A 22,349-nucleotide genomic window follows, 5' to 3' on the forward strand; every position below is an offset into this window, starting at 1 on the left:
TGTTTAATGTGCTATTTGCGATATTTCTTAAGGTTGTGGAACTACGTAAATAAAATTTGTTTGCTTTAGTATGTTTCACCGGAAACAATCAGAACTTCAATTCCTTGATCATTTAGTTTCGCTGCATAATCTTCAGGAAGTTCGTCATCTGTAATAATTAAATCGAGCTGATCAACAGAAGCGAAAGATGCAATTGAGTTTTTATTCATTTTTGTATGATCCAAAAGAGCAATTACTTTTTTAGAAGCGTTGACCATTGCCTTTTTTAATTCAACTTCGTATACGCTGAAGTCGGTTAAACCAGACTCAAGTGAAAAGCCATTTGCAGAAGTAAACATAGCATCTATATGGATTTTACTTAAAATACTAACACCCAGGTTCCCTTCTAGAGAATAAGAACCTCGTTTTACAATCCCTCCCAATAAAATAACAGTAATATCTGAATGATTGTTTAACTCCAGGGCGGTGTTTATGCCGCTTGTCACGACAGTTAAACGAATAGACGTATCTCTTAACACACGAGCTAATTCAAGAGCTGTTGAACTAGCATCGAGCATAATACATTGACCACTAGATAAAAGCTCAACTGCCTTTTTAGCGATGGCTGATTTTTCATCCCGATTTTTACTCTCGCGCATGGAAAAACTTGTGTCACTATCTTGATATTCGGATAAAATAGCTCCGCCGTGTGTTCTTTTTAATAATCCGGATTCTTCCATTTTTGATAAATCTGTTCGTAACGTTGCCTCGGAAACTTTGATCTCTTCGGAGAGCTCTTTAATAGTTACACGTTGCTGATCCATTAGCTTATCCATAATAATTTTATGTCTTTCTGATGCAAACATTTTCGTCATCCTTATCACCTGCATATATTTATTTTCGTTTTGAACTAAATTATAAAAATAATTGAAATTAAAAGAAAAATTCATGGCGGACTCATAAAAAGTAATATAGAAGCTTTACTATTCATATTACATCTAATAGTACATCATTTGGCGTTAATAATGTAATATATTTTAAAAACCGAAAGTAAATGAAAAATTATTGAAAGTAATCAAAAGAATAAGTTGACCAATCAATAATAAATATAATATAATGAAAATCGTAAACAGGATAGACTCTTATAAATAAAGTTAAAAGAATATTGAAACTGTGTAACTGTGTAACAGATAAACTGCCTTCTATAGAAGGGACTTGAGAAATTTCAACTATCAAACCAAATGTAAGCGTTAACGATTGTGAGGGTAGCGAAATTTCAACTAAAGAAGAGGAGAGATGAATGATGTGCACAAATCAAATAGTATCACAAAAAAGCGACGTTAGAAATATTCCGACAACAATGAAAGCGGTTGTTGCGTACTCGCCCGGTGACTACCGGCTGGAAGAAGTGGCAGTTCCTCAAATTAGCGACGGAGAAATACTCGTTAAAGTGGAGGCATGTGGTATTTGTGCAGGGGATTTAAAAGCGTTTGATGGAGCACCAAGCTTCTGGGGAGATGAAACACAGCCTGCGTATATCAAAGCACCGATGATTCCAGGGCATGAATTTATCGGGCATGTCGTGGCACTTGGTGAGGGTGTGAAAGGTGATTTTAAAATTGGTGATCGTATTATTTCAGAACAAATTGTTCCTTGTTGGGACTGCCGATTCTGTAATCGTGGACAATATTGGATGTGTGAAAAGCATGATTTATATGGCTTCCAGAATAATGTAAACGGTGCGATGGCGGAGTATATGAAATTTACAAAAGAAGCCATTAACTATAAAGTTCCAGAAGATCTTCCGATTGAAAAGGCAATCTTAATCGAGCCTTATGCATGCTCTTATCATGCTGTAGAACGTGCACAAGTCCAGTTGGACGATGTGGTTGTTCTAGCAGGGGCAGGAACACTTGGACTTGGAATGATCGGTGCAATCAAAAAGTCAGGGCCGGATAAATTAATCGTGCTAGATTTAAACGAAGATCGCCTTGAAATGGCGAAGAATTTCGGTGCTGACATAGTATTGAATCCGGCAAAAGACGATGTGGACGCAATTGTAAAGGAACTAACAGATGGCTATGGCTGTGACATTTACATTGAAGCAACAGGTGCTCAAAAATCAGTGGAACAAGGATTGAAAATGATTCGTAAGCTGGGTCGATTTGTTGAATTTAGTGTATTTAAAGATCCTGTTACAGTTGACTGGAGTATTATTAGTGATCGGAAAGAGCTTGATGTACTTGGTTCTCACCTTGGTCCATACTGCTATGAACCTGTTATGAAGGGGATAGCGAATGGAGACCTTCCAACTGATGGCGTTGTCACGCACGTGTTGCCGCTTGAAGAGTTTGCACAAGGGTTCCAGCTTGTTAAAAATGGAGCGGAGTCATTAAAAGTAGTACTTAACCCCAATCTGTAAAAAAAATAAATTTATATAGGTTCCTGAAGCATGTCAGGAACCTTTTTTAAAACAATAAGGAGGGAATCGGATGAATAAAGGACTTTTAGGCAAACTTGGAATGGATTCTAAAATGGCCATGGGGTTTATTGGTATCTTACTGTTTATGATGGGAGATGGGCTCGAACAAGGCTGGCTTTCTTCCTATTTAATTGATAATGGTCTGACGGTTCAACAATCAGCGCTGCTATTTAGTGTATACGGTTTCGCCGTGGCAATTGCAGCATGGTTTTCAGGTGTACTTGCTGAAGTTTTAGGTCCGCGTAAAACTATGACAATAGGCGTCGTTTTATTTGTTATTGGAACCGTTATCTTTTTAACTGTCGGTCTTAAAACGATGAATTTGGCTGTTATGATTCCAACCTATTCACTTCGTGGGCTTGGCTATCCGTTATTTGCTTACTCATTTCTTGTTTGGCTGACGTATTACGCACCAGCTGAAAAACTTGGAACGGCTGTAGGTTGGTTTTGGGTTTCGTTTGCTGCTGGCTTGAACGTTCTTGGTGCTTATTATTCAAGTTTCGTTTTGCCATTCTTAGGAGAAATGAAAACGCTTTGGAGTGCGTTGGTGTTTGTAGCACTAGGAGCTATACTTGCGATTCTATTAAATAAAGATGATGGTAGTAATAAAAGAAAATTCGAGACGAAAGCGGAAATGATTAAATATCTTTCAAAAGGAATTACTATAGCATTTGAACGACCGAAAGTTGGTCTTGGAGGAATTGTTCGAACGATTAATACTGCGGGTGCATACGGGTTGGTTGTTTTTCTTCCAGCGTATATGATAGAAATCGGTTTTACGCGGACAGAATGGCTACAAATTTATGGTGCACTTTGGACAAGTAATGTGATTTTTAACATTATTTGGGGTGTTGTAGGAGACAAGCTCGGGTGGCGAAACACCGTAATGTGGTTCGGTGGAGTGGGCTGTGCGATCACCATTATGACTCTTTATTATATTCCAAAGTTTATGGGACCAAATTATTTGGCCACAACTATTGTTGCGATCTGTTTTGGTGCATGTGTAGCAGCATTCGTACCGCTTTCTGCTCTTATACCATCACTTGCTCCTGAAAATCGGGGGGCTGCGATGTCTATTTTAAATCTTGGTGCAGGCTTGAGTACGTTTGTAGGTCCTGCAATTGTTGGTCTGTTTATTGGTAGTGTAGGCACGGTAGGTATTCTTTGGATTTATTCAGGACTTTATTTATTAAGTGCATTAATCATGAAGTTTGTTACACTTCCGAAAAAGGAAGAAACCGTTAATAACTTATCAGATGTTCAGGCTGTTTAATATCATGAACGAATGAGAACATCTTATAGATGTTCTCATTTTTTTATCGAAATGAAAATAATCGAAAATAAAAGAAAGTAAATATTGACTTTTCGATAACAAAATGAAAAAATAAACTTAAGAATAAAACAAGAAAATATTGAAAGGACGATGTATAATGAAAATTGGATTAGGTTCTGATCATAACGCGTTTGATATGAAAGATAGTTTAAAAAGTTACATTAAGGAGCTAGGACACGAGGTTGTCGATTACGGTTCGGATGGTTCATGTACAGAAATTGATTATCCAGGTGTTGCATTTCAAGCTTCAAACGATATTAATGAACAAAAAGTAGATCGGGCTATTCTTGTTTGTGGTACTGGAATTGGTATGGCAATTGCAGCTGGAAAGGTGCCAGGTATTCGTGCAGCGTTATGTCATGATACGTACTCTGCAGAACGTGCACAAAAGAGCAATGATGCTCAAGTGTTAACGCTAGGGGCAAAAGTGATTGGTATTGAAACAGCAAGAAATGTTGTAAAGGTATATTTAGAGTCCTTTTTCTCAGGTGGAAATTCAGCAAGAAAAGTACAGCAAATTATGGATAAAGAACAGGAATTTTTGAGAGGAGCAGAAGTATGAAAAAGCTCATAAATAATCCAACAAAAGTTGTTGAGGAAATGATTGAAGGCTATGTGAAAGCATATCCGAAACATGTACGTCAATTGGCTGAAAATGAGCGTGCACTCGTTACGGCGAAAGCAACGCGCGAAGGAAAAGTGGGTGTGCTAATTGGTGGCGGTTCTGGCCATGAACCTGCTTTTATAGGTTATGTTGGCGATGGCATGGCGGATGGCGTGGCTGTAGGAAATATCTTTGCTTCTCCTCCTCCAGATCCGATATTAGAGGCAACGAAAGCAATCGCTAAAGGCGAAGGCGTAATTTATGTATATGGAAACTACGCTGGAGATGTGATGAACTTCGGTATGGCTGCAGAGCTTGCAGATCTTGAAAGCGGTATCCGTGTTGGATCGGTTCTTGTTACAGATGACGTAGCCTCTGCACCTAAAGCAGAAAAAGAAAAACGCAGAGGAATAGCTGGTGAGTTTTTTGTTACAAAGGTTGCGGGTGCAGCAGCAGATAAAGGATATAATTTGGATGATGTTGTTCGAGTTGCACAAAAGGCAAACGATTACACACGTACTATGGGGGTAGGATTAACTCCTTGTTCGCTTCCACAAACCGGAAAGCCAAGTTTTGAGCTCGCTGAAAATGAAATGGAAATCGGTCTTGGTCATCACGGTGAACCAGGAATTGAAAAAGGTGAATTGCAGCCTGCAGACCAAGTGGTAGACCGCCTTGTGAATGATATTTTAACGGATATGCCGATCGATTTGGGAGAAAAAGTGGCTGTTCTTGTGAACGGATTAGGTTCTACAACGAACATGGAACTTTACATAATGTTTAGACGTGTTGAGCAGATTTTGAGTGAAAAAGGTATTGAGATCCATCGATCTTACGTTGGTAGTTACAGCACATCACTTGAGATGGGTGGCGCTTCTGTCACAATAACAAGATTAGATGAAGAGTTGGCAGCGTTTGTTGATCATCCAGCAGATTGCCCAATGTATGTTCAAAAATAAGGAGGAACCCGCGATGAAAGTAACAGCAGAAGAACTTAAAACATTTTTGAAGAATGTTGTAACAATGATAGAAGAACAAAAAGATTATTTATGCGAACTAGATCGGAAACTAGGTGATGGTGATCATGGTGTGACGATGTCGATTGGCTGGCAAGCTGTGAATGAAAAGCTCGATGGGGACTTGAAGGAGGAGGTCGATTGCGGAAAAATAAGTATCTTGACAGGGCGAACTTTTTTAAGCGCTGTAGGCTCTTCAGTCGGACCACTTTATGCAACTGGTTTTATGAGAGGGGCAAAAGCATTTCAGGGAAAATCTGAATTAAAAGATGAAGATTTGAAAGATTTCTGGGTAGCGTTCATTGAGGGGATTAAAGAGCGTGGCAAAGCTGAAGTTGGCGATAAAACGATGATTGATACACTCCAGCCCGCACTTGAAAGCTTACAAGCCGATTTTGAGAAATCAAATAATTTTTTAACTGCGTTTGAAAGTGCTGTACAAGCGGCTGAAAAAGGAATGGAATCTACGAAAGACATGCTGTCTAAACGAGGACGATCAAGCCGCCTCGGTGAAAGGTCACTCGGTACAACAGACCCTGGTGCAGCATCAGCGTTCATGATCCTAAATACATTTTTAGCAACAATAAAATCTGTTCAAGTAGCATAATAGCAAGCTGGTAAGCTTATTAAAGATTAAAAAATGCAGTCGAATAATTATTTATAGAGATTCATTCTATCGAGTCTAAGGAGGGTGAGTTTCTTGCCTGAATTAAATATTAAACTAAAAGAAAATGTTCAGTCACTTGCAGGTGAGTTTTTAATAGTTTCCCAAAAGGCAGCGATTGCAGCATATCCGTGGATTGGGAAAGGAAATAAAAATGAAGCGGACGGTGCAGGTACGGAAGCAATGCGAAATGAAATGAATCGTATAAATATGAATGCGTTGATTGTAATTGGTGAAGGAGAAATGGACGAGGCACCGATGCTGTATATCGGTGAAAGACTCGGAGCAGGAAATGGACCTGATGTTGACATTGCGGTTGATCCGGTTGAGGGAACGACGCTTGTTTCAAAAGGTCAGGAAAATTCATTGGCAGTCATTGCGGTTGCAGAGAAGGGTACACTCTTACATGCACCGGATATGTATATGGAAAAAATTGCAGTCGGACCTAAAGCGAAAGGCTGTATTGATATAACAGCTCCCCTCACAGAAAATATGAAAGCCGTCGCTAAAGCTCTTGGAAAAGATATTAGCGAGTTGACGGTGATGATGCAGGATCGTCCGAGACATGATTATTTAATGAAGCAAGTATTTGAAGCAGGCGCTAAAGTTCGGTTATTTTCAGACGTTGACATAACAGGGGCAATTGCAACAGCAATTGAAGAACTGGATGTGGATATCCTTGTCGGTACGGGTGGTGCACCGGAAGGAGTGATTGCGGCTGTTGCATTAAAATGTCTCGGAGGTGATTTCCAGGCTAGACTTGTTCCGGAAACAGAAGAAGAGATGGACCGCTGTATTAAGATGGGGCTGGTAAATCCAAGGGCGGTATTGACGATGGATCACATTGTGAAATCCAATGACTGCTTTTTTGTAGCCACGGGCATTACAGATGGCCTCCTTTTGAAAGGTGTTCATAAAAAAGAGAAGGATAAAGTTTCAACACATTCATTTGTTGCAACGATGAGCCATTCTCATTTTATTGAAGCGCGTCATTAAGTCCCTTTAGTTGTAAACAGTGGAAAATGGTCATCGAATATAAAATGAGGAAAGAGCAAAAAAGAGAGAAACTACAGTTTCTCTCTTTTTGTTCTTTTTCAATTCTCCGGCCATTGATAGGTCCAAAGTCTTTCCTTTTGAATCCAACCGAGCAATTCAGGGTCTTCCGCTTCAAGTTTTTCAGCCCAATCAGCAAGCATCGCTTCGGTTTGTGAGCGGTGTGCTTTCATGGCGGCTATCTTCTTATCTTGTACTGGGGTAATATCATGGATAATATCAGGTTCGCCTAGCTCAGCCACACAGTTGTTTGAAAAGGCCACACATTGAAGTTTGGGCTTATCTTTTACCGGTAACGCTTCTACAGCACGAACAACGGCTCGAGCTGTGGCTTCGTGATCGGGGTGTACGCTGTAGCCGGGATAAAATGTGATGATGAGTGATGGTGTTAGTTCATGGATTAAGGTAGTGATTTTCTTAGTGAGTACGTCATCATCCTCGAATTCGACGGTTTTATCACGTAATCCAAGCATTCTTAAATCTGTAATCCCTAGCGCATTTGCAGCATCCTGTAATTCTTTTTTGCGAATTTTAGGAAGAGATTCTCTAGTAGCGAAGGGAGGATTACCGAGATTACGTCCCATTTCGCCAAGAGTTAAGCATGCATATGTTACAGGCGTACCTCTTTCTATATATGAAGCGATCGTTCCTGAAACACCAAACGCTTCATCATCTGGATGTGGAAATACGACTAATACTTGTTTTTCTTGTTCCAAAGCGATCATCTCCTTTTCTCATTCAAATGGCTGTGGGCTAATTTGTAAAGCAACAGCAAGTTTTCCGGTTGAATCAAGTCCAGCTAACAGAAGCCTACCTTGTTCATCTATTTCGAAATGATTTAGCCCTTCTGCATACACCCAACCAATTTCAAGCTTAAGCCCTACGCGATAGGGATCATCGCCAACAATCTTTCCGTGTTCATAACGAACTTTGGCATTGCGGATATAAGCACCTGCGGAAAAAAACGATTCATCATGGTGAGAGGCGTATGCCCCATTTGTCGTTTCAAGATGCAGAAAAACATCTCTTTCACAGAAAGAATCAATCGCGCGTTGTACTTCTTCACGTTCAATCGGTTTCATCTAATGTCCTCCTAAGTCGGAGCGAATGATCGTCCGTCTACATGTTAGTGTCATACATACCATCTTACAAAAATAGCTATAAAAAGTGAAATGATAAGACTAAAGGTACTAAGTAAGGCGATTTTTCCTACATTAACGGAAAGTCAAGCTCCCCATCTCAAGGCTTAGTGGAATCGCGAAACGAAGGTGTGGGATGAAGATCCCCCACCGATGGAACTTTCCCTTTTATATGAAAAAAAAGGCTTGACCTCAAAATGAGGAAGCCTATAAATGTTGCGTTAGACAAGTCGGAAAACCGACATTTTTTATTTGAATTGTTTGTATGCTCCATGCAAAACAGGACCAACATATTGATTAAGCTTCCATGAATGACGAATCGCTTCTGTGATAAATTCTTTCGCAGTGTAAATGGCTTCTTTCGGCGATTTTCCTTTTGCAAGCTCTGCTGTAATGGCAGCGGAGTATGTGCAACCAGCTCCGTGTGTATAGGCCGTTTCAATCTTTTCAGATTCAAGAATTTCAAATTCAATTCCATCATACAGTAAATCGATTGCCTTATCATAATTAAGCTTACTGCCGCCTTTAATTAATACATACTTAGCACCTAATTCATGGATTTTGACTGCTGCTTCTTTCATATCATCTATCGTTTGAATCGGACCTGTTTGTGCTAATTGCCATGCTTCAAACAAGTTAGGGGTAATAACGGTTGCTCTTGGTGCCAAGATTTCACGAAGAGCAATAGCTGTTTCAGGGTGTAATACTTCGTCTGTGCCTTTACAAACCATAACAGGATCAATCACGACATTTTTCAATCCATTTTCATCGATTGTACGTCCGACTAATTCAATGGTTTCTACACTTCCAAGCATTCCTGTTTTCATTGCATCAATGCCAACGGAAAGGATCGTTTCCAGTTGAGCCTCTAAAGCCTTGATATCTTGTGGAAATACATTGTGATTCCAGTTATTCTTTGGATCCATTGTCGCAATAACTGTTAAAGCAGTCATACCATATACTCCAAGTTCTTGAAGTGTTTTTAAGTCTGCTTGTATACCCGCTCCACCACTAGCATCTGAGCCTGCGATAGAAAGTGCTTTTTTCATAGTCATGATTTAGTGACCCCCTAAGGAAGTATATAAAAAATTTTATTAATTTCTGTTAATAAGTATAGCATAAACAGTGATAAGTAAAACGAGGAAATGCTTGAGCGCGAAGTGAATTATATATGTTGTTTACGGCATTCTAGATTCATAGGAAGTGAAGTGCTAGACAGGTATATAGTAAGATTTTCTTTTATAGTAGATAGAGTAAAGACAAACAGGCCTGTCATTTTACCCCCTTATTTAGGGAATGACAGGCTTGTTGAATTTGATTAGTGTTTGGAAGTTTCACCTTATTTCACGTTAGTGCTTGCTATGATGACCACTTTTCCTTTATCCAGTTCTTCCTCATACTGAGAAGCTTCTGACTCAGTTAAGCCAAGATTCTCAAAGCGGTTACGTAGCTCATCTCCTCGAGATTTAAATAAATTTCCAATTGTATCTAAGAGGCCTTGCTCCTTCATACCGATTTCTTCTGTGTTTGTAGCTTCAGTCAAATGCTCTGAGCGGTCTAGATTATGAGCGAATAAGTAAATATTTTCCTTAGTAAACCCTGTTGTTACCAGCTGATTAATTCTTTCCTGTGCTTGTACGCCATTTTCTACAACATATACTTGATTCATAGTAAAGTTCCTCCTTTAGTTTTTTAAAAGTGGGTGTTTGTAAAAGTCTCTGTTAGCTATGTTCTATATATAGCCGCTTTTGCTAGAATCGAAACTTTCTAATTAAAGGAAACTGAAAATTAGTAGGTTGTGAATTTGAAAATCTTCTGTATACGGTAGGTAATATACTTAAACACAGGAAGTTTATCCTGATATTCTTCATAATCAACCGTATAGATCCCATCCTTATTGTTCCAAATCCAACCATACCCTGACTCACTAAACCATTGCAGAAACGTACGGTAAAAACCAGAGTATATTGGATTCGGATCTCGTAAACATCTAGATTAGCCACTATCACTTCAATCCCGTTTTCTCTCATTTTCTTTAATTCTTTTAATTGATAGGATTGATAGGTTGAATTCACTTCATCTGTAATAAAAATTACCTGAATATGAGGATTGACTCGCTTCTTGGCAACAAGTTTATCTGTTAAAGTCTTACTTAATTTGGGGAAATGTATGTCTTCATCATAAAATCCGCTGAACAAAAACATGTCGATCATAATAAATTCATCAGCGTCTTCAATCGCTTGGAAGATATTATTAAAAATCCGCTGTTCATGCTTTACATGGCCGTTTTTATCTTTGTAGATAAATCGTATATGAAATTCACATCATCAATACGATGTACCTCTCCTTCAAAGGAAACCCCATGTGGCAAAGGTTTATAGCTGTTGTACATAATTACAATTGTAATAACTAGAAGAATCATATATATACCATACATCCATTTGCTTACAAGCCAACTTCTTCTCATTCTCTATTCCTCCAAGATTCATCCGTCCATCTAACCTTATATCCATAAATGGATAGAGTAGAGACCTGGCAATTTATAAACGCCTGATAAAGTGAAACTTCAATCAGTGGGGGGGGGCTGCCCGTTAATGCGGGGTAAAATGAGGAAGGAAGTATTTGTATAACGTATAATAAAGAATAGTAGATTGTAGAAAGGAGCTTTTAGCAATGGTGAATCAGATTCTACATAATGATTGGGGGCCTCTCTTGGCAGAGGAATTTAGAAAGCCGTATTATCGAGAGCTACGAGAGTTTTTGAAAAAAGAATATAAGAATGAAAACATCCATCCTGAAGCAAAGGATATTTATAATGCGCTTACACTTACACCGTTTCATAGGGTAAAGGTAGTCATTCTAGGCCAGGATCCATATCACGGACCGCATCAAGCTCATGGTCTTAGTTTCTCTGTTCAACCAGAAGTGAAGATTCCACCTTCTTTAAAAAATATTTATAAAGAATTGCATGCAGATATTGGCTGTACAATTCCGAATCACGGAAACCTTGTTCAATGGGCAGAACAGGGGGTACTGCTTTTGAATACAGTGCTGACAGTTAGAGAAGGGGAAGCACATTCCCATCGAGGGAAAGGCTGGGAGCTGTTTACGAATAAAGTCATTTCACTATTAAATGAACGCGAGACACCAGTGGTCTTTATTTTATGGGGAAAACCAGCACAAAGTAAAATCGTGTTAATTGATACAAAGAAGCATCCAATCATCGCATCGGTTCATCCAAGCCCCTTATCAGCAAATCGGGGATTCTTTGGGAGCCGACCGTTTTCAAAAACGAATCATCTTTTAAAGCAGCTAGGAGAACAAGAGATTGATTGGCAAATTTCAAATAGATAAGATTTACGTTTTTAAGTTTGATTTTAGAACTCGTAACTGTTGGAGTTCCCACTGGTGTTAGTTAAATCGGAATAAAAACTGACAATGTTCCACATGAAACAAAGAGTTTTACGAAAGGATTGTAGATTATGCAGGAAAAAAGAATAAATTGTGTAGCCTGCAAGCATTATTATGTGACGTGGGATCCTTATTTTCCAAGAGGGTGCAGATCATTTGCCTTTAAAAGTGCTAAACTTCCATCATTAGAAGTATTCCGCTCATCTGGTGAAGCCTGCATGAAATTCATACCGAAACCAGCTGGCAAATCGGTAAGAAGCAAGCTTTGAACTGATGCTTGTTTTTTGATATGCTAAACAACAGCAGAGGTTGTCCTAAACGGGGTTGACCTGACATGTAAACAATCCATAGTCGATGTGCATCCGGCTTACGTGATGGGATAGACTTAGGTAAAGAGGTGAGTAGATGGAAATTTCATCTGATAAAATATTAGATAAGATGGGTGAATTAGTTGCAAAAGCAAAGCAAGCGGAATCTAAAGCAGAATTAAGTGGCTATGTACTAGCGATTCAAGCATTATGCGAATGTTTGCATGAAGGAAAGGAAGAACCGGTAACACATTTAAGTATGAGCCGTATTCCAGTGCAGCCGCAACCTGTATTCAATCAGCCGATTCAGCAGCCAGTCCCGATTGTTTCATCCATGACGCAAACGAAACCTGTTAAAATAGATGATGCAAATGGAGATTCTTTGTTTGATTTTTAAATAAAAGGGGTGTTTGGGATGAAGTTATTTATTATTTTAGGAGCGATTAATGCCTTTGTAGCTGTGGCACTTGGTGCTTTCGGTGCCCATGGGTTAGAGGGGAAAATCTCTGATAAATACCTAGCAGTATGGCAAACCGGTGTTCACTATCAAATGTTTCATGCAATAGGCTTACTAATCATCGGAGTTCTTCTTGGAAAAATGTCTAGTCCTATAATGAACTGGTCAGGGTGGCTCATGTTTGCTGGTATCATTTTATTCTCGGGCAGCTTATATGTGCTCAGCGTATCAGGAATTAAGGTTCTTGGTGCGATTACCCCTTTAGGAGGAGTCGCTTTCCTTGTAGCGTGGGTGTTGCTAATCGTTGCAACTGTGAAATATTGATAAAGTGAAACTTCAATCAGTGGGGCTTCATCCGCCACCTAAGCTTCTTCGATTCCTTAATCACTTGAGGTGAAGGGGTTAAAGCGGGATAACAATGAAAAAAGGCTGTTACAAGTGTTGGATCTTGTGGCAGCCTTTTTAGGGTACAAGTATGAAGCGTATAAACCGTTTCGTTGGATTTTGTTAGCGACTAAAAGTGCCTTCATTATCTTGGTGGATAGGAAGCCAAGTTCGGCTGACTTGATGCGAATGGATATTCATATTCAATTTCTTCATCGAAGGTGATGTAATCTAAATAAACCATCGGTATTAAATAACGAAGTCCTGTTTGCGGATCACTGATGATAATATGGTCGCGACCGGCCGCTTCAATTATTCCTTTGAAAATTTTTGCATTCCACTCCCGGTTATTTTCAAAGGTTGTATAGATGGTAACTAATTTTCCTTTATTAAGCCTGAGAATATTCTCAATATAGGATTCCTCAACTGGTAGCATCCCTGGAACTTGTGGATTACCGGTCGGCATGCTTGGTGGCATAAAAGGTACTTGTAAAGGTGATTGAGTAGGCTGAGTAGGCTGATATGGCCCTGGCTGTTGATATCCAGTCGGACTTTGAGTCGGATTCATGTTGCCATATTGTGGTGGAAACGGGTAATTGCCAAATTGATTATGGTTTGTAGGCTGATTCATTGATTTCCCTCCAAATATCAGAAAATAGACTTGAAACTGAGTACAATCATACGAAACTTCTATGTTGGTAAATTTCCACCATTAATAATCAACCCCATAGGACGCTATCCTCGCCTAATCACAATGATGGCGGTGCGGAGCAGGAATTTTGGATGCATTCTCGATAAAATCAGTAATACCTGCTAAGTAGATTGGCTAGATTAGTAAGTCGCAAAGTCTCGTCCCTTTGTCCTTCATACGAAGTGAGTCGTCAATGAACGTTAGGGATCTTCAGATGCTCCCTGCTTGTTTCGTGCTGTCTTGCTTAGTATGAAAAAGATGGCTGCGAAAAATCAAAGAACGCCTACTGGGTATACTCCTTCTTTTATTTGGCTAAAGGGCGATTATCCCGATAAAGACATATGTAGCTGGAGTGTTCTTCCGGAATGCCTTTCTTTTAATACGTACTGTATACACTAGGGCAATTAGCTTGAGTAGGCTGGAAGAAGCAGTGTGACTTGAATCGGCCTGTATTGTCTTGGTTATACCATTGTGCAGGACAAGCTCCAGCAGGTTTAAAAAACCATAATGAATAACGAGCTGGGTGGTATCGGTTTCCTTTAATTACTTTTCTAGCAAGGTCAATTTCTGATTGACGAGCCCGTTGATAGAAATACCCTTTCTGTGTGGCTTCGAAGCCTCCTGGACTCTGGAAAACCATCTTATTCATGTTTGAGATGTTTTTAAAATCAAGACATTCGGCTCTCACCCGATTTACGCCCACATTTCCAACTAGTAGCATACCTTGAGTCCCTTCACCCTCACCCTCACCCTCAGCCCGCATCAAACGGGCTAAAAGTTTTACATCTTCTTCGTTATGCTTGATGACTGCCAACCTAATCACCTCTCTATGGCTGATTTGACTATTTAATCTTGATGTATTGGTTATAGGGGATTATTTACATAACAATTGCATCATCACTAATTCATGTGTACGGTAAAGGAAGCATGTTTATGACAAAAAGTTTGAGTCGTTGTGGTGGGGCGGATTATTGCGGGAATTCAAACAAAATAGAACTATTAAAACATATGACATATTAAGAAAAGGTCTGACATCACATCGACTATCTATCGTTTATTTGATGTGTAATAAACCACGATAAGCAGTGTATAGCATGTGAAATCAGACCCTTATGGGACAAAGCCTTCAAACTTTATTTCGCATGAATGAGAGTAAGACCGCAGCCTCAAGGCTTAGAGGAATCGAAGAAACGTAAGAAGGGAACTAACTGCCTGTAAAAAAGCCCGATTGGAGAGATACAGTGAACTCACTTTTGTGGTTTTCAGAGGTGTAGTTGAGGTCCACAGGACGCGGCGCACTTAGTCTGATTCATTGGGTAATAGTTCGTACGTACTATGAACGTATCGAAGCAATAGCGAAGATCTTAGAAAGGGACAAAAAATCAGTAGGGGATGATGAGATCCCCCTACTGATTTTTAAGTTTCACTGTATCTACTATATGTTCTAATTTGTTATACGGATAAAAATGTAGAAATTTCTTCTTCGGAAAGGATGTTTCCAACAAAGAAAGAACCGAATTCGCCATAGCGAGCACTTACTTCGTCAAAACGCATTTCGTAAACAAGTTTTTTGAATTGCAGTACGTCATCAGAGAATAATGTAACGCCCCACTCAAAATCATCAAAACCGACAGACCCGGAGATAATTTGTTTCACTTTTCCAGCATAACTGCGGCCAATTAAACCGTGGGAACGCATTAAGCTTTTACGTTCTTCCATAGAGAGCATATACCAGTTGTCATTGCCATCACGGCGCTTGTCCATTGGATAGAAACAAACATACTTTGATTTAGGCAAAATAGGGTATAAACGAGAACGAACGTGAGGATTTTGGTACGGATCCTCATTCGACTCACCAGAAAGATAGTTACTTAGTTCAACAACAGATACGTATGAATAACTAGGAATTGTATATTCAGCTAGCTTCGATTTATTGAATTCCAATTCAATTGCGTTAAGCTCTTCCATTGTAGGTCGTGCAAACATCATCATGAAATCTGCTTTTTGACCAACAATTGTATAAAGCGCATGACTGCCTTCATTATTACTTTGTGTTGTATTCCACTTGTCTACTAAACGGTTGAATTCTGAAATTGCTTCTTTTCGTTCTTCGTTGGAGAGTAATTTCCAAGATGCCCAATCAATTGTACGGAAATCGTGCAGGCAATACCAGCCATCAAGGGTTTGTGCAGCTTCACTCATGAGTATCACTCCTATATATTGTTTTGTATGAAAGAAGAGGGGGTAGTTTAAATAACTTGTATGGAATAGCTCATGTCACAAGAACCCTCTTCTAACTAAATATTGGCGAATTTTCGCCATGATTTTTTTCTATATATTAACTATATCATAATTTAATTTAAAGGAAATTTTGAGAACCGGATCTGTTCAAATTTAGCTCAACAAGTTCAAGATTTGTTCATAATTATCATCGCCATGATTTTTCATCTTAACCCTATTTTCTATTTTTTAGGGGAATGGTAACGCATACTATCTCAAAATAATACTTTTTTAATAATGAAAGCGTTATCAGGTTGTCTGTTTCTAGAATTTTTTAGGCTAAAAGGGTATGCTAATTATATAACAGAAAATTGAATGCTTGTGCCATGATTCATTAGGAATAGTGACGGTTCATAAAGTTCAATTTGTACAGGAGGAAAAGCATGAGTAATTTATTTGATACATTAAAAGAAAAAGTTTCAGGACACAATTTGAAAATAGTTTTTCCAGAAGGTTTGGATGAAAGAATCTTGACAGCGGCTACACGATTAGCAGAAGACAAGCTGTTGACTCCTATCTTGATTGGAGATATTGAAAAAATACAGGAATCAGCAAAAAAATTAGGTGTTTCCCTTGAAGCGGTGGAAATTTATGACCCAACTCAATATGCGATGATGGATGAACTTGTTGCATCTTTTGTGGAAGCACGTAAAGGAAAAGCAACTGAAGAACAAGCACGTCAAATTTTATTGAATGAAAATTATTTTGGTACAATGCTTGTGCATACGAATAAAGCAGACGGCCTTGTTAGTGGTGCTATACATTCCACTGCTGATACTGTACGACCTGCACTTCAAATTATTAAAACAAAACAAGGTGTTAAAAAGACTTCTGGTGTATTCATCATGGTTCGCGATGAAGAAAAATATGTGTTTGCGGATTGTGCAATTAACATTGCACCAGATCAGAATGATTTAGCGGAAATAGCGATTGAAAGTGCAAAAACTGCTGAAATGTTTAATATTGAGCCGCGTGTTGCGATGCTTAGTTTCTCGACAAAAGGATCAGCAGTTTCACCAGAAACGGAAAAAGTAGCGGAAGCAGTAAAAATCGCTCAGGAATTGAATCCGTCATTAATTCTTGATGGAGAATTCCAATTTGATGCCGCTTTTGTACCTTCTGTTGCGAAAAGTAAAGCGCCTGGTTCTTTAATTCAAGGTGATGCGAACGTCTTTGTGTTCCCAAGTCTTGAAGCAGGTAATATTGGGTATAAAATTGCCCAACGTCTTGGTAATTTCGAAGCGGTTGGTCCGATTCTACAAGGCTTGAACCGTCCGGTTAATGATCTTTCTCGCGGTTGTAATGAAGAAGATGTGTATAAATTGGCTTTAATTACTGCAGGTCAAGCTATACAGTAATAATAGCTAGTCTGGGTCTGACCTAAGCACTCTAAATCAGTATGTAGTGTCTCACACTTATTGTCCTACTGTATTTAGTTATGGCGGGGTCTGACCCTTTTTTTATCTGTCTTTTTAAAAAATAAATAGCTAATGGTATAATGGATTGGATTTAAATTGCGAGAGTAAGAAGTGCCTAGAAATCCGACAACTATTTTTCCCAGGATTTGAACCACCTCTTAAATGATGATAAAAGGAAGCGTCTATATGAGTGAAAAAGAATCATTAATCATACAGCCGGAGTGGAGAATTATTGACCAATCTTCACTTGGCCCTAACTTTCATGCACTGCAGTCATTTGCAATGGATGATACATTATGTGCCTCTGTCGGCAGTGGTCGTTCCCAAGCAGTTGCTAGGGCATGGGTGCATCACCAAACGATTGTACTCGGAATTCAGGACACGAGACTACCATTCCTTCAAAGTGGACTCACATATTTAAATGATTTGGGCTATCAGGTTATTGTAAGGAATTCAGGGGGGCTTGCTGTTGTTCTTGATGAGGGTGTGTTAAATGTATCGCTTGTGTTTCCAGAAACGGAGCGAAGAATCGAAATTAATCGAGGGTATGATGCCATGCTTGATTTGATTCGTGCGATGTTTTCCCACTATGATGTTAAGATTGAAGCAAAAGAAATTATCGGATCGTATTGCCCCGGAAGTTATGACCTCAGCATAAATGACAAAAAATTCGCGGGCATTTCCCAGAGAAGGATTCGAAATGGAGTTGCTGTGCAAATCTATCTATGTGTAAACGGTAGTGGTTCTGAGCGTGCAGAGCTTATTCGCGGCTTTTATTCTCAAGCAAAAAAAGACGTCGAGACGAAGTTTGCCTATCCTGATATACAACCAGAAGTGATGGCATCATTATCAGAGCTATTAAATGTTCCATTAACCATCCAAGATGTAATGTTGAGTCTACTACAAACCTTAAAGCGAACAGGAGGAAGCATCTATTCTTCGCAGCTTCAACCAGAAGAGTTAGCTATATTCGAAGGGTATTTAATGAGGGTGAAGGAACGTAACGACAAGTTAGATCATGAATGACACAAAACTCCAATAGCGTAAAAACGCCACATTTACCACATGTAGTACGCTACATTCACCTAATTACAATGGTGGCGGTGCGGAGCTGGAATTTAAAGTACCTTCTCAATAAAAGAAGTATACCTGCTAAGTAAATAGGTTATATGAGTAAGTCGCTAAGCCCCGCCCCATGTCATTCAGGATGCAAAAGGGCATACCCCACTCTCAATACTCAGTGAATTGTGATAAAAACTTCACCTAAAATAAGAGAGTTAACAATCTGGTCTGTCCTTTTTTGTAGCATCCTCTTTTTTATAAAATTGAAACTTCAATCAGTCTCAAAGCTTTGAGAGAGTTACTGTCCGCTAATGCGAGATAAATGATTAAGATATTACACATGAAATATAAACGTGTGTTGCCTACCGTCTCCGCAAATACATATCTATTTAAATGGTCAATTATTCAGCTACTTTTTCCAGATTTCCGTTGCGATCCATTTTGAATTTAGTAGCAGGGCGCTCGTCTTCTTCCAAAAGCACCAGTTTTCTAGCACGGTTCATGATTTTCATTAAAGTTTCGTAGTCTTCCTGCATGAGCCCGCTATTTTGCTCAAGTGAATTCAATTGATTTTCTAAGACATCATTACGTTGTCTCAAGTCTTTCACTTCAATCTTTAATCTTTCATTTTCTGCTCGAAGCAGTTCTACATGAAGCGTTGAATCATCCATAGATTGTAAAAATGAGATTACCATATCTAGAGTCAAAATTGAACTGGATTTTGATAGTTCTCTAGTACGAATAGGGGGCGCTACTTCTTCTGATAGTTCTACAGATATTTCTGGAGCTATCTCCTCCACTGGTTCAGCAGATAAACCGATTGCTTCTGCTGTAGGAGTGGGTGGTGTATAAAGCAGACGCTTTTTTCCACCTTGTTCTTTACCTAACATCCGATTACGCTGTTTCCGTTGTTTTTTTGCCAATTGCAGAGCTTTGTCATATGTATGACGAACGACTGCATTCCAACGAAACCCACAAGCAGCTGATGTACGATTTAACTTATCACCGACTTCTTCAAAAGCATTCAATTGGGTGCTGCCTTCACGGACATGCCGTAGCACTGTCTCAGCTAGTAATAAATCATCTTCTTCTGTCCAAGCATCTTGACGAACTTTCATCCTAATCTACTTCCTTTCTGGTAACATGTAAAATTGGTAACATATTAATACACTACATCGAAGTTTGATTACTCTAACCTGTTATACGATTCATTATTACCAATGGTTAGGACATTTATTCATCAAACTTAAAAGGATACTAGTTTTTCCTGAAGTGTTAAGAAGATTGATGTCTGAATCTAAGTGAAACTCAAATTCTGGATGAATTGTCACTGAATGTACGCTTTTAGAATTGGGGATCGACATGTTAAAATACCTACTATATGAATGGCAGCTTGAATGAATTTAGCTATTATCTGTGATTAATTCGAATGAAAATAAAATCTACGCCCATAAAACTTGAGGAATAGACCAATAATATCGATTTAAACCATTCTTATCCGCAATCGAAATTAAATAGAATTTCACTCAAAATCTAGTGCATATTTCTAGTAAGGGAATAAAGCATGGACCTCTTTTTTACCCCAAAAAATTTTAAAGGAAAAGACCAGGATAAGGACTTCGAGTTATTCAATCGCCGAAAAATAGGACATATAGGATTTTTTTTAAAAGACAAGCTATAATAATAGAATCAAAAAGAAAAAGCGCTTGCGCTAGACACTAAAATTCATGTTAAAAAGAGGGTTGTCCATGAAATATTCCCGTGAAAAGCTTAGTGAAGAGAAAGTATTTAAAGATCCCGTTCACCGCTATATACACGTGCGGGACAGGGCGATTTGGGATTTAATCAGTACAAAGGAGTTTCAAAGATTACGCAGAGTGAAACAGTTAGGCACAACCTATTTAACCTTTCATGGTGCAGAGCATAGTCGTCTCAATCACTCACTTGGTGTATATGAAATCGTGCGCCGAATTGTCGATGATGTATTTGAAGGAAGACCTGAATGGAACCAAGAGGAGAGGCTTCTTTCCTTATGTGCTGCCTTGCTTCATGATTTAGGTCATGGTCCATTTTCTCATTCATTTGAAAAAGTATTCGATCTGGATCATGAGCAATTTACGAGAGAGATTATTCTTGGCCGTACAGAAGTGAATGGGGTACTTCGTAGAATTGACCCTGATTTTCCAAAGAAGGTTTCGGATGTTATTGCCAAGACATATGAAGACAAGCTAGTCGTAAGTCTGATTTCAAGCCAAATAGATGCAGACCGGATGGATTATTTGCAACGGGATGCTTATTTTACTGGTGTTAGCTACGGGCATTTTGATATGGAGCGGATTTTGCGCGTGATGCGCCCACGTGAAGATCAAGTAGTGATTAAACAAAGTGGGATGCATGCAGTGGAAGACTATATTATGAGTCGCTATCAAATGTACTGGCAAGTTTACTTTCACCCCGTATCGCGAAGTGCAGAAGTCATTTTGACGAAAATTCTACATAGAGCGAAGCATTTATATAATACGGGTTATACGTTTAAACAGGAACCGGTTCATTTCCGTTCATTGTTTGATGGTAATGTAACAGTAGAGGATTATTTGAAACTAGACGAGGCGGTCATCCTTTATTATTTCCAGGTTTGGGAAGCGGAAGAAGATGGCATATTGCGTGACTTGTGTCTTCGCTTTATGAATCGTAAACTGTTTAAATATGTTGAATTCCATCCATCCAATGAGCAAATGAATAAACTGATGGAGCTGAACCGTTTATTTAAAAAAGCTGGCATCGATCCAGAGTATTATCTCGTTGTCGATTCCTCTTCTGATTTGCCCTATGATTTTTACCGCCCAGGTGAAGAGGAAGAACGTTTGCCGATTCATTTGTTGAAAAATAACGGGGAGATCAGAGAGTTATCCCGTGAATCAGAAATAGTTGATGCAATTTCTGGTAAAAGAAGAACGGACCATAAGTTATATTTCCCTGCCGATTTATTGCGTGATGAATCAACAAAGAAGAACGTGAAGCGGCAAATCCGTGAGCTACTTGAATTGTCATAACTTTATAGTGCGTTTTTAAAAAGGTGGATAAAAAGAGCCGAGAAGTTCGAGGAGCGATTGTCTCGAGGACCGGAACGTATACGTAATACGTGAGGACCGGACTTGCACAGGATGTGCTGGCTTCTGTGTTGCGCACAGGGCGTGCGCGATTTTAACAGCAGGTCATAATGAGCGACGAAGAAATTCGACAGCTATTTTTACCGGACTTTTTGAACAACCTCTTATAGCAAAGGAACATTTAGAATGAGGAGTGATGAGCCTTGTTTAAGGATCATGCTAAGATTATTCATGCCATTTCTTCTGCAGGAGAAATAAATGGAAGAAAAAAACTACAAAAAATGATTTATATTGCTAAGAAGCTTTCCTTTCCGTTTCAGGAAAAATATCAATTTCACTTTTACGGCCCTTATTCAGAAGAGCTAACGTTACGAGTTGAGGAATTATGTGAAATGGGATATTTGAATGAAGTGAGGGAAAAGAAGGCAGGCTACTATCAATATTGTTACTCAATTACAGAGTCGGGTAGGAATTTCCTTGGGATGCATGAGATGGATATGCCTACATTAGAACCATGTCTCTGTGACATGAATGAGCAACATGCTCGTTTTTTGGAGCTTGTTTCGACTGTGCTTTATTTTGATACTCTTGAAAAAGATGAAGTATCAGAGAAAGTATTTACTTTGAAAAGCAAGCAAAAGTACACGCATGAAGAAATTGACGAAGCATATGAATATATTAAGAAATTAAAGGAAAAAGCTAAGCTGGATTAAGGCTTAGCTTTTTTAGTGATAAGAAAAGTTTACTATAGGTTTTGCATGAAGGACATAGGGACGGGGCTTCGCAATTTACTAGTAAGATCGAGAAAGCATCCAAAATTCCAGATCCGGACCGCCACCATTGAAATTAGGCAAGTGTAGTGTGCTCCATAATATATCCTTCATAGTAAAGGGTGGCGTTTTAACGCCATATGAGTTTTGTATGTAGCATTAGCATCAAGATATAAGTTAATCGGTGA

At 39.0% G+C, this 22,349-nt stretch carries 23 protein-coding genes; 13 read left to right on the forward strand and 10 right to left on the reverse strand.

Going from position 1 to position 22,349, the window contains the following annotated elements:
* Nucleotides 1–65: 65 nt before the first annotated feature.
* The gene (locus tag V179_RS0121995) at nt 66–854 is read right to left on the reverse strand and encodes a DeoR/GlpR family DNA-binding transcription regulator (protein ID WP_028393375.1); all 789 of its coding nucleotides are present in this window, start codon (nt 852–854) and stop codon (nt 66–68) included.
* Between the two features lie 428 nt (nt 855–1,282).
* On the opposite strand from V179_RS0121995, the gene V179_RS0122000 reads away from it, so the two are divergent.
* The 6 genes from V179_RS0122000 (at nt 1,283) to glpX (ending at nt 7,074) form a co-directional block, all read left to right on the forward strand.
* On the forward strand, nt 1,283–2,401 hold the full coding sequence (locus V179_RS0122000; protein WP_034302306.1) for an MDR/zinc-dependent alcohol dehydrogenase-like family protein: 1,119 nt from the start codon (nt 1,283–1,285) through the stop codon (nt 2,399–2,401).
* A 70-nt stretch (nt 2,402–2,471) separates the two neighbouring features.
* On the forward strand, nt 2,472–3,734 hold the full coding sequence (locus V179_RS0122005) for an MFS transporter (RefSeq protein ID WP_028393377.1): 1,263 nt from the start codon (nt 2,472–2,474) through the stop codon (nt 3,732–3,734).
* Between the two features lie 157 nt (nt 3,735–3,891).
* Entirely contained in the window at nt 3,892–4,356 is a 465-nt protein-coding gene (rpiB, locus tag V179_RS0122010; protein ID WP_028393378.1) for a ribose 5-phosphate isomerase B, read from the forward strand.
* Nucleotides 4,353–5,357, forward strand: coding sequence for a dihydroxyacetone kinase subunit DhaK (locus V179_RS0122015; RefSeq protein WP_028393379.1), 1,005 nt, complete (start codon nt 4,353–4,355; stop codon nt 5,355–5,357). Before rpiB ends, V179_RS0122015 begins: the two co-directional genes overlap by 4 nt.
* Before the next feature lie 13 nt (nt 5,358–5,370).
* Nucleotides 5,371–6,021, forward strand: a complete 651-nt coding sequence (dhaL, locus tag V179_RS0122020) for a dihydroxyacetone kinase subunit DhaL (RefSeq protein WP_028393380.1) — start codon at nt 5,371–5,373, stop codon at nt 6,019–6,021.
* Nucleotides 6,022–6,114: 93 nt separating this feature from the next.
* Nucleotides 6,115–7,074, forward strand: coding sequence for a class II fructose-bisphosphatase (glpX, locus tag V179_RS28500; RefSeq protein ID WP_051405089.1), 960 nt, complete (start codon nt 6,115–6,117; stop codon nt 7,072–7,074).
* Nucleotides 7,075–7,172: 98 nt separating this feature from the next.
* Here the strand turns inward: glpX and bshB2 are convergent, their stop codons facing one another.
* From bshB2 to V179_RS29300, 5 genes are all read right to left on the reverse strand, one after another.
* Nucleotides 7,173–7,847 (reverse strand): bacillithiol biosynthesis deacetylase BshB2, encoded by a 675-nt coding sequence (gene bshB2 / locus V179_RS0122030; protein WP_028393381.1) that lies wholly within the window; start codon nt 7,845–7,847, stop codon nt 7,173–7,175.
* 18 nt (nt 7,848–7,865) lie between these two features.
* A complete protein-coding gene (locus V179_RS0122035; protein WP_028393382.1) occupies nt 7,866–8,213 on the reverse strand; it encodes a YojF family protein in 348 nt (115 codons plus the stop codon).
* Between the two features lie 305 nt (nt 8,214–8,518).
* Nucleotides 8,519–9,325: a pyridoxine/pyridoxal/pyridoxamine kinase gene (pdxK, locus tag V179_RS0122040; RefSeq protein WP_028393383.1), complete on the reverse strand. Its 807-nt coding sequence runs from the start codon at nt 9,323–9,325 to the stop codon at nt 8,519–8,521.
* A 284-nt stretch (nt 9,326–9,609) separates the two neighbouring features.
* Entirely contained in the window at nt 9,610–9,939 is a 330-nt protein-coding gene (locus V179_RS0122045) for a general stress protein (RefSeq protein WP_028393384.1), read from the reverse strand.
* Between the two features lie 606 nt (nt 9,940–10,545).
* Nucleotides 10,546–10,737: a hypothetical protein gene (locus V179_RS29300; protein WP_028393386.1), complete on the reverse strand. Its 192-nt coding sequence runs from the start codon at nt 10,735–10,737 to the stop codon at nt 10,546–10,548.
* Nucleotides 10,738–10,943: 206 nt separating this feature from the next.
* On the opposite strand from V179_RS29300, the gene V179_RS0122060 reads away from it, so the two are divergent.
* The 3 genes from V179_RS0122060 (at nt 10,944) to V179_RS0122075 (ending at nt 12,770) form a co-directional block, all read left to right on the forward strand.
* A complete protein-coding gene (locus tag V179_RS0122060; RefSeq protein WP_028393387.1) occupies nt 10,944–11,624 on the forward strand; it encodes a uracil-DNA glycosylase in 681 nt (226 codons plus the stop codon).
* A gap of 462 nt (nt 11,625–12,086) precedes the next feature.
* A complete protein-coding gene (locus V179_RS28510; protein ID WP_034302311.1) occupies nt 12,087–12,386 on the forward strand; it encodes a YwdI family protein in 300 nt (99 codons plus the stop codon).
* A gap of 18 nt (nt 12,387–12,404) precedes the next feature.
* Nucleotides 12,405–12,770 (forward strand): DUF423 domain-containing protein, encoded by a 366-nt coding sequence (locus tag V179_RS0122075; protein WP_028393389.1) that lies wholly within the window; start codon nt 12,405–12,407, stop codon nt 12,768–12,770.
* A gap of 205 nt (nt 12,771–12,975) precedes the next feature.
* Here the strand turns inward: V179_RS0122075 and gerQ are convergent, their stop codons facing one another.
* From gerQ to hemQ, 3 genes are all read right to left on the reverse strand, one after another.
* Nucleotides 12,976–13,461, reverse strand: coding sequence for a spore coat protein GerQ (gerQ, locus tag V179_RS0122080; RefSeq protein WP_028393390.1), 486 nt, complete (start codon nt 13,459–13,461; stop codon nt 12,976–12,978).
* A gap of 436 nt (nt 13,462–13,897) precedes the next feature.
* Nucleotides 13,898–14,335: a cell wall hydrolase gene (locus V179_RS0122085; RefSeq protein WP_028393391.1), complete on the reverse strand. Its 438-nt coding sequence runs from the start codon at nt 14,333–14,335 to the stop codon at nt 13,898–13,900.
* A 638-nt stretch (nt 14,336–14,973) separates the two neighbouring features.
* Entirely contained in the window at nt 14,974–15,723 is a 750-nt protein-coding gene (gene hemQ, locus V179_RS0122090; protein WP_028393392.1) for a hydrogen peroxide-dependent heme synthase, read from the reverse strand.
* 461 nt (nt 15,724–16,184) lie between these two features.
* Here hemQ and pta point away from each other — a divergent pair, with 461 nt between their 5' ends.
* Nucleotides 16,185–17,159 carry a phosphate acetyltransferase gene (gene pta / locus V179_RS0122095; RefSeq protein WP_028393393.1) on the forward strand — a complete coding sequence of 325 codons (975 nt, stop codon included), beginning with the start codon at nt 16,185–16,187 and terminating at the stop codon, nt 17,157–17,159.
* 246 nt (nt 17,160–17,405) lie between these two features.
* Nucleotides 17,406–18,245: a lipoate--protein ligase family protein gene (locus V179_RS0122100; RefSeq protein ID WP_034302314.1), complete on the forward strand. Its 840-nt coding sequence runs from the start codon at nt 17,406–17,408 to the stop codon at nt 18,243–18,245.
* 437 nt (nt 18,246–18,682) lie between these two features.
* On the opposite strand, the gene V179_RS0122105 is transcribed toward V179_RS0122100, so the two are convergent.
* The gene (locus V179_RS0122105) at nt 18,683–19,399 is read right to left on the reverse strand and encodes an RsfA family transcriptional regulator (RefSeq protein WP_028393395.1); all 717 of its coding nucleotides are present in this window, start codon (nt 19,397–19,399) and stop codon (nt 18,683–18,685) included.
* A gap of 630 nt (nt 19,400–20,029) precedes the next feature.
* Here V179_RS0122105 and V179_RS0122115 point away from each other — a divergent pair.
* Nucleotides 20,030–21,334 (forward strand): HD domain-containing protein, encoded by a 1,305-nt coding sequence (locus tag V179_RS0122115; RefSeq protein ID WP_028393396.1) that lies wholly within the window; start codon nt 20,030–20,032, stop codon nt 21,332–21,334.
* A 260-nt stretch (nt 21,335–21,594) separates the two neighbouring features.
* Nucleotides 21,595–22,104, forward strand: coding sequence for a YwgA family protein (locus V179_RS0122120; protein ID WP_028393397.1), 510 nt, complete (start codon nt 21,595–21,597; stop codon nt 22,102–22,104).
* Nucleotides 22,105–22,349 lie beyond the last annotated feature (245 nt).

Source organism: Bacillus cihuensis (genome assembly GCF_000504145.1).
Classification (GTDB): domain Bacteria; phylum Bacillota; class Bacilli; order Bacillales; family DSM-1321; genus Peribacillus; species Peribacillus huizhouensis.

Bases quoted from the DNA above. Each gene is read 5' to 3' on its own strand.
- V179_RS0122035 (WP_028393382.1), bottom strand. From the start codon at position 8,213: ATGAAACCGATTGAACGTGAAGAAGTACAACGCGCGATTGATTCTTTC.
- V179_RS0122100 (WP_034302314.1), top strand. From the start codon at position 17,406: ATGAGTGAAAAAGAATCATTAATCATACAGCCGGAGTGGAGAATTATT.
- V179_RS0122000 (WP_034302306.1), top strand. From the start codon at position 1,283: ATGTGCACAAATCAAATAGTATCACAAAAAAGCGACGTTAGAAATATT.
- V179_RS0121995 (WP_028393375.1), bottom strand. From the start codon at position 854: ATGACGAAAATGTTTGCATCAGAAAGACATAAAATTATTATGGATAAG.
- dhaL (WP_028393380.1), top strand. From the start codon at position 5,371: ATGAAAGTAACAGCAGAAGAACTTAAAACATTTTTGAAGAATGTTGTA.
- V179_RS28510 (WP_034302311.1), top strand. From the start codon at position 12,087: ATGGAAATTTCATCTGATAAAATATTAGATAAGATGGGTGAATTAGTT.
- V179_RS29300 (WP_028393386.1), bottom strand. From the start codon at position 10,737: ATGAGAAGAAGTTGGCTTGTAAGCAAATGGATGTATGGTATATATATG.
- V179_RS0122075 (WP_028393389.1), top strand. From the start codon at position 12,405: ATGAAGTTATTTATTATTTTAGGAGCGATTAATGCCTTTGTAGCTGTG.
- pta (WP_028393393.1), top strand. From the start codon at position 16,185: ATGAGTAATTTATTTGATACATTAAAAGAAAAAGTTTCAGGACACAAT.
- V179_RS0122115 (WP_028393396.1), top strand. From the start codon at position 20,030: ATGAAATATTCCCGTGAAAAGCTTAGTGAAGAGAAAGTATTTAAAGAT.
- pdxK (WP_028393383.1), bottom strand. From the start codon at position 9,325: ATGACTATGAAAAAAGCACTTTCTATCGCAGGCTCAGATGCTAGTGGT.
- V179_RS0122005 (WP_028393377.1), top strand. From the start codon at position 2,472: ATGAATAAAGGACTTTTAGGCAAACTTGGAATGGATTCTAAAATGGCC.
- V179_RS0122105 (WP_028393395.1), bottom strand. From the start codon at position 19,399: ATGAAAGTTCGTCAAGATGCTTGGACAGAAGAAGATGATTTATTACTA.
- gerQ (WP_028393390.1), bottom strand. From the start codon at position 13,461: ATGAATCAGCCTACAAACCATAATCAATTTGGCAATTACCCGTTTCCA.
- V179_RS0122060 (WP_028393387.1), top strand. From the start codon at position 10,944: ATGGTGAATCAGATTCTACATAATGATTGGGGGCCTCTCTTGGCAGAG.
- rpiB (WP_028393378.1), top strand. From the start codon at position 3,892: ATGAAAATTGGATTAGGTTCTGATCATAACGCGTTTGATATGAAAGAT.
- V179_RS0122045 (WP_028393384.1), bottom strand. From the start codon at position 9,939: ATGAATCAAGTATATGTTGTAGAAAATGGCGTACAAGCACAGGAAAGA.
- hemQ (WP_028393392.1), bottom strand. From the start codon at position 15,723: ATGAGTGAAGCTGCACAAACCCTTGATGGCTGGTATTGCCTGCACGAT.
- V179_RS0122015 (WP_028393379.1), top strand. From the start codon at position 4,353: ATGAAAAAGCTCATAAATAATCCAACAAAAGTTGTTGAGGAAATGATT.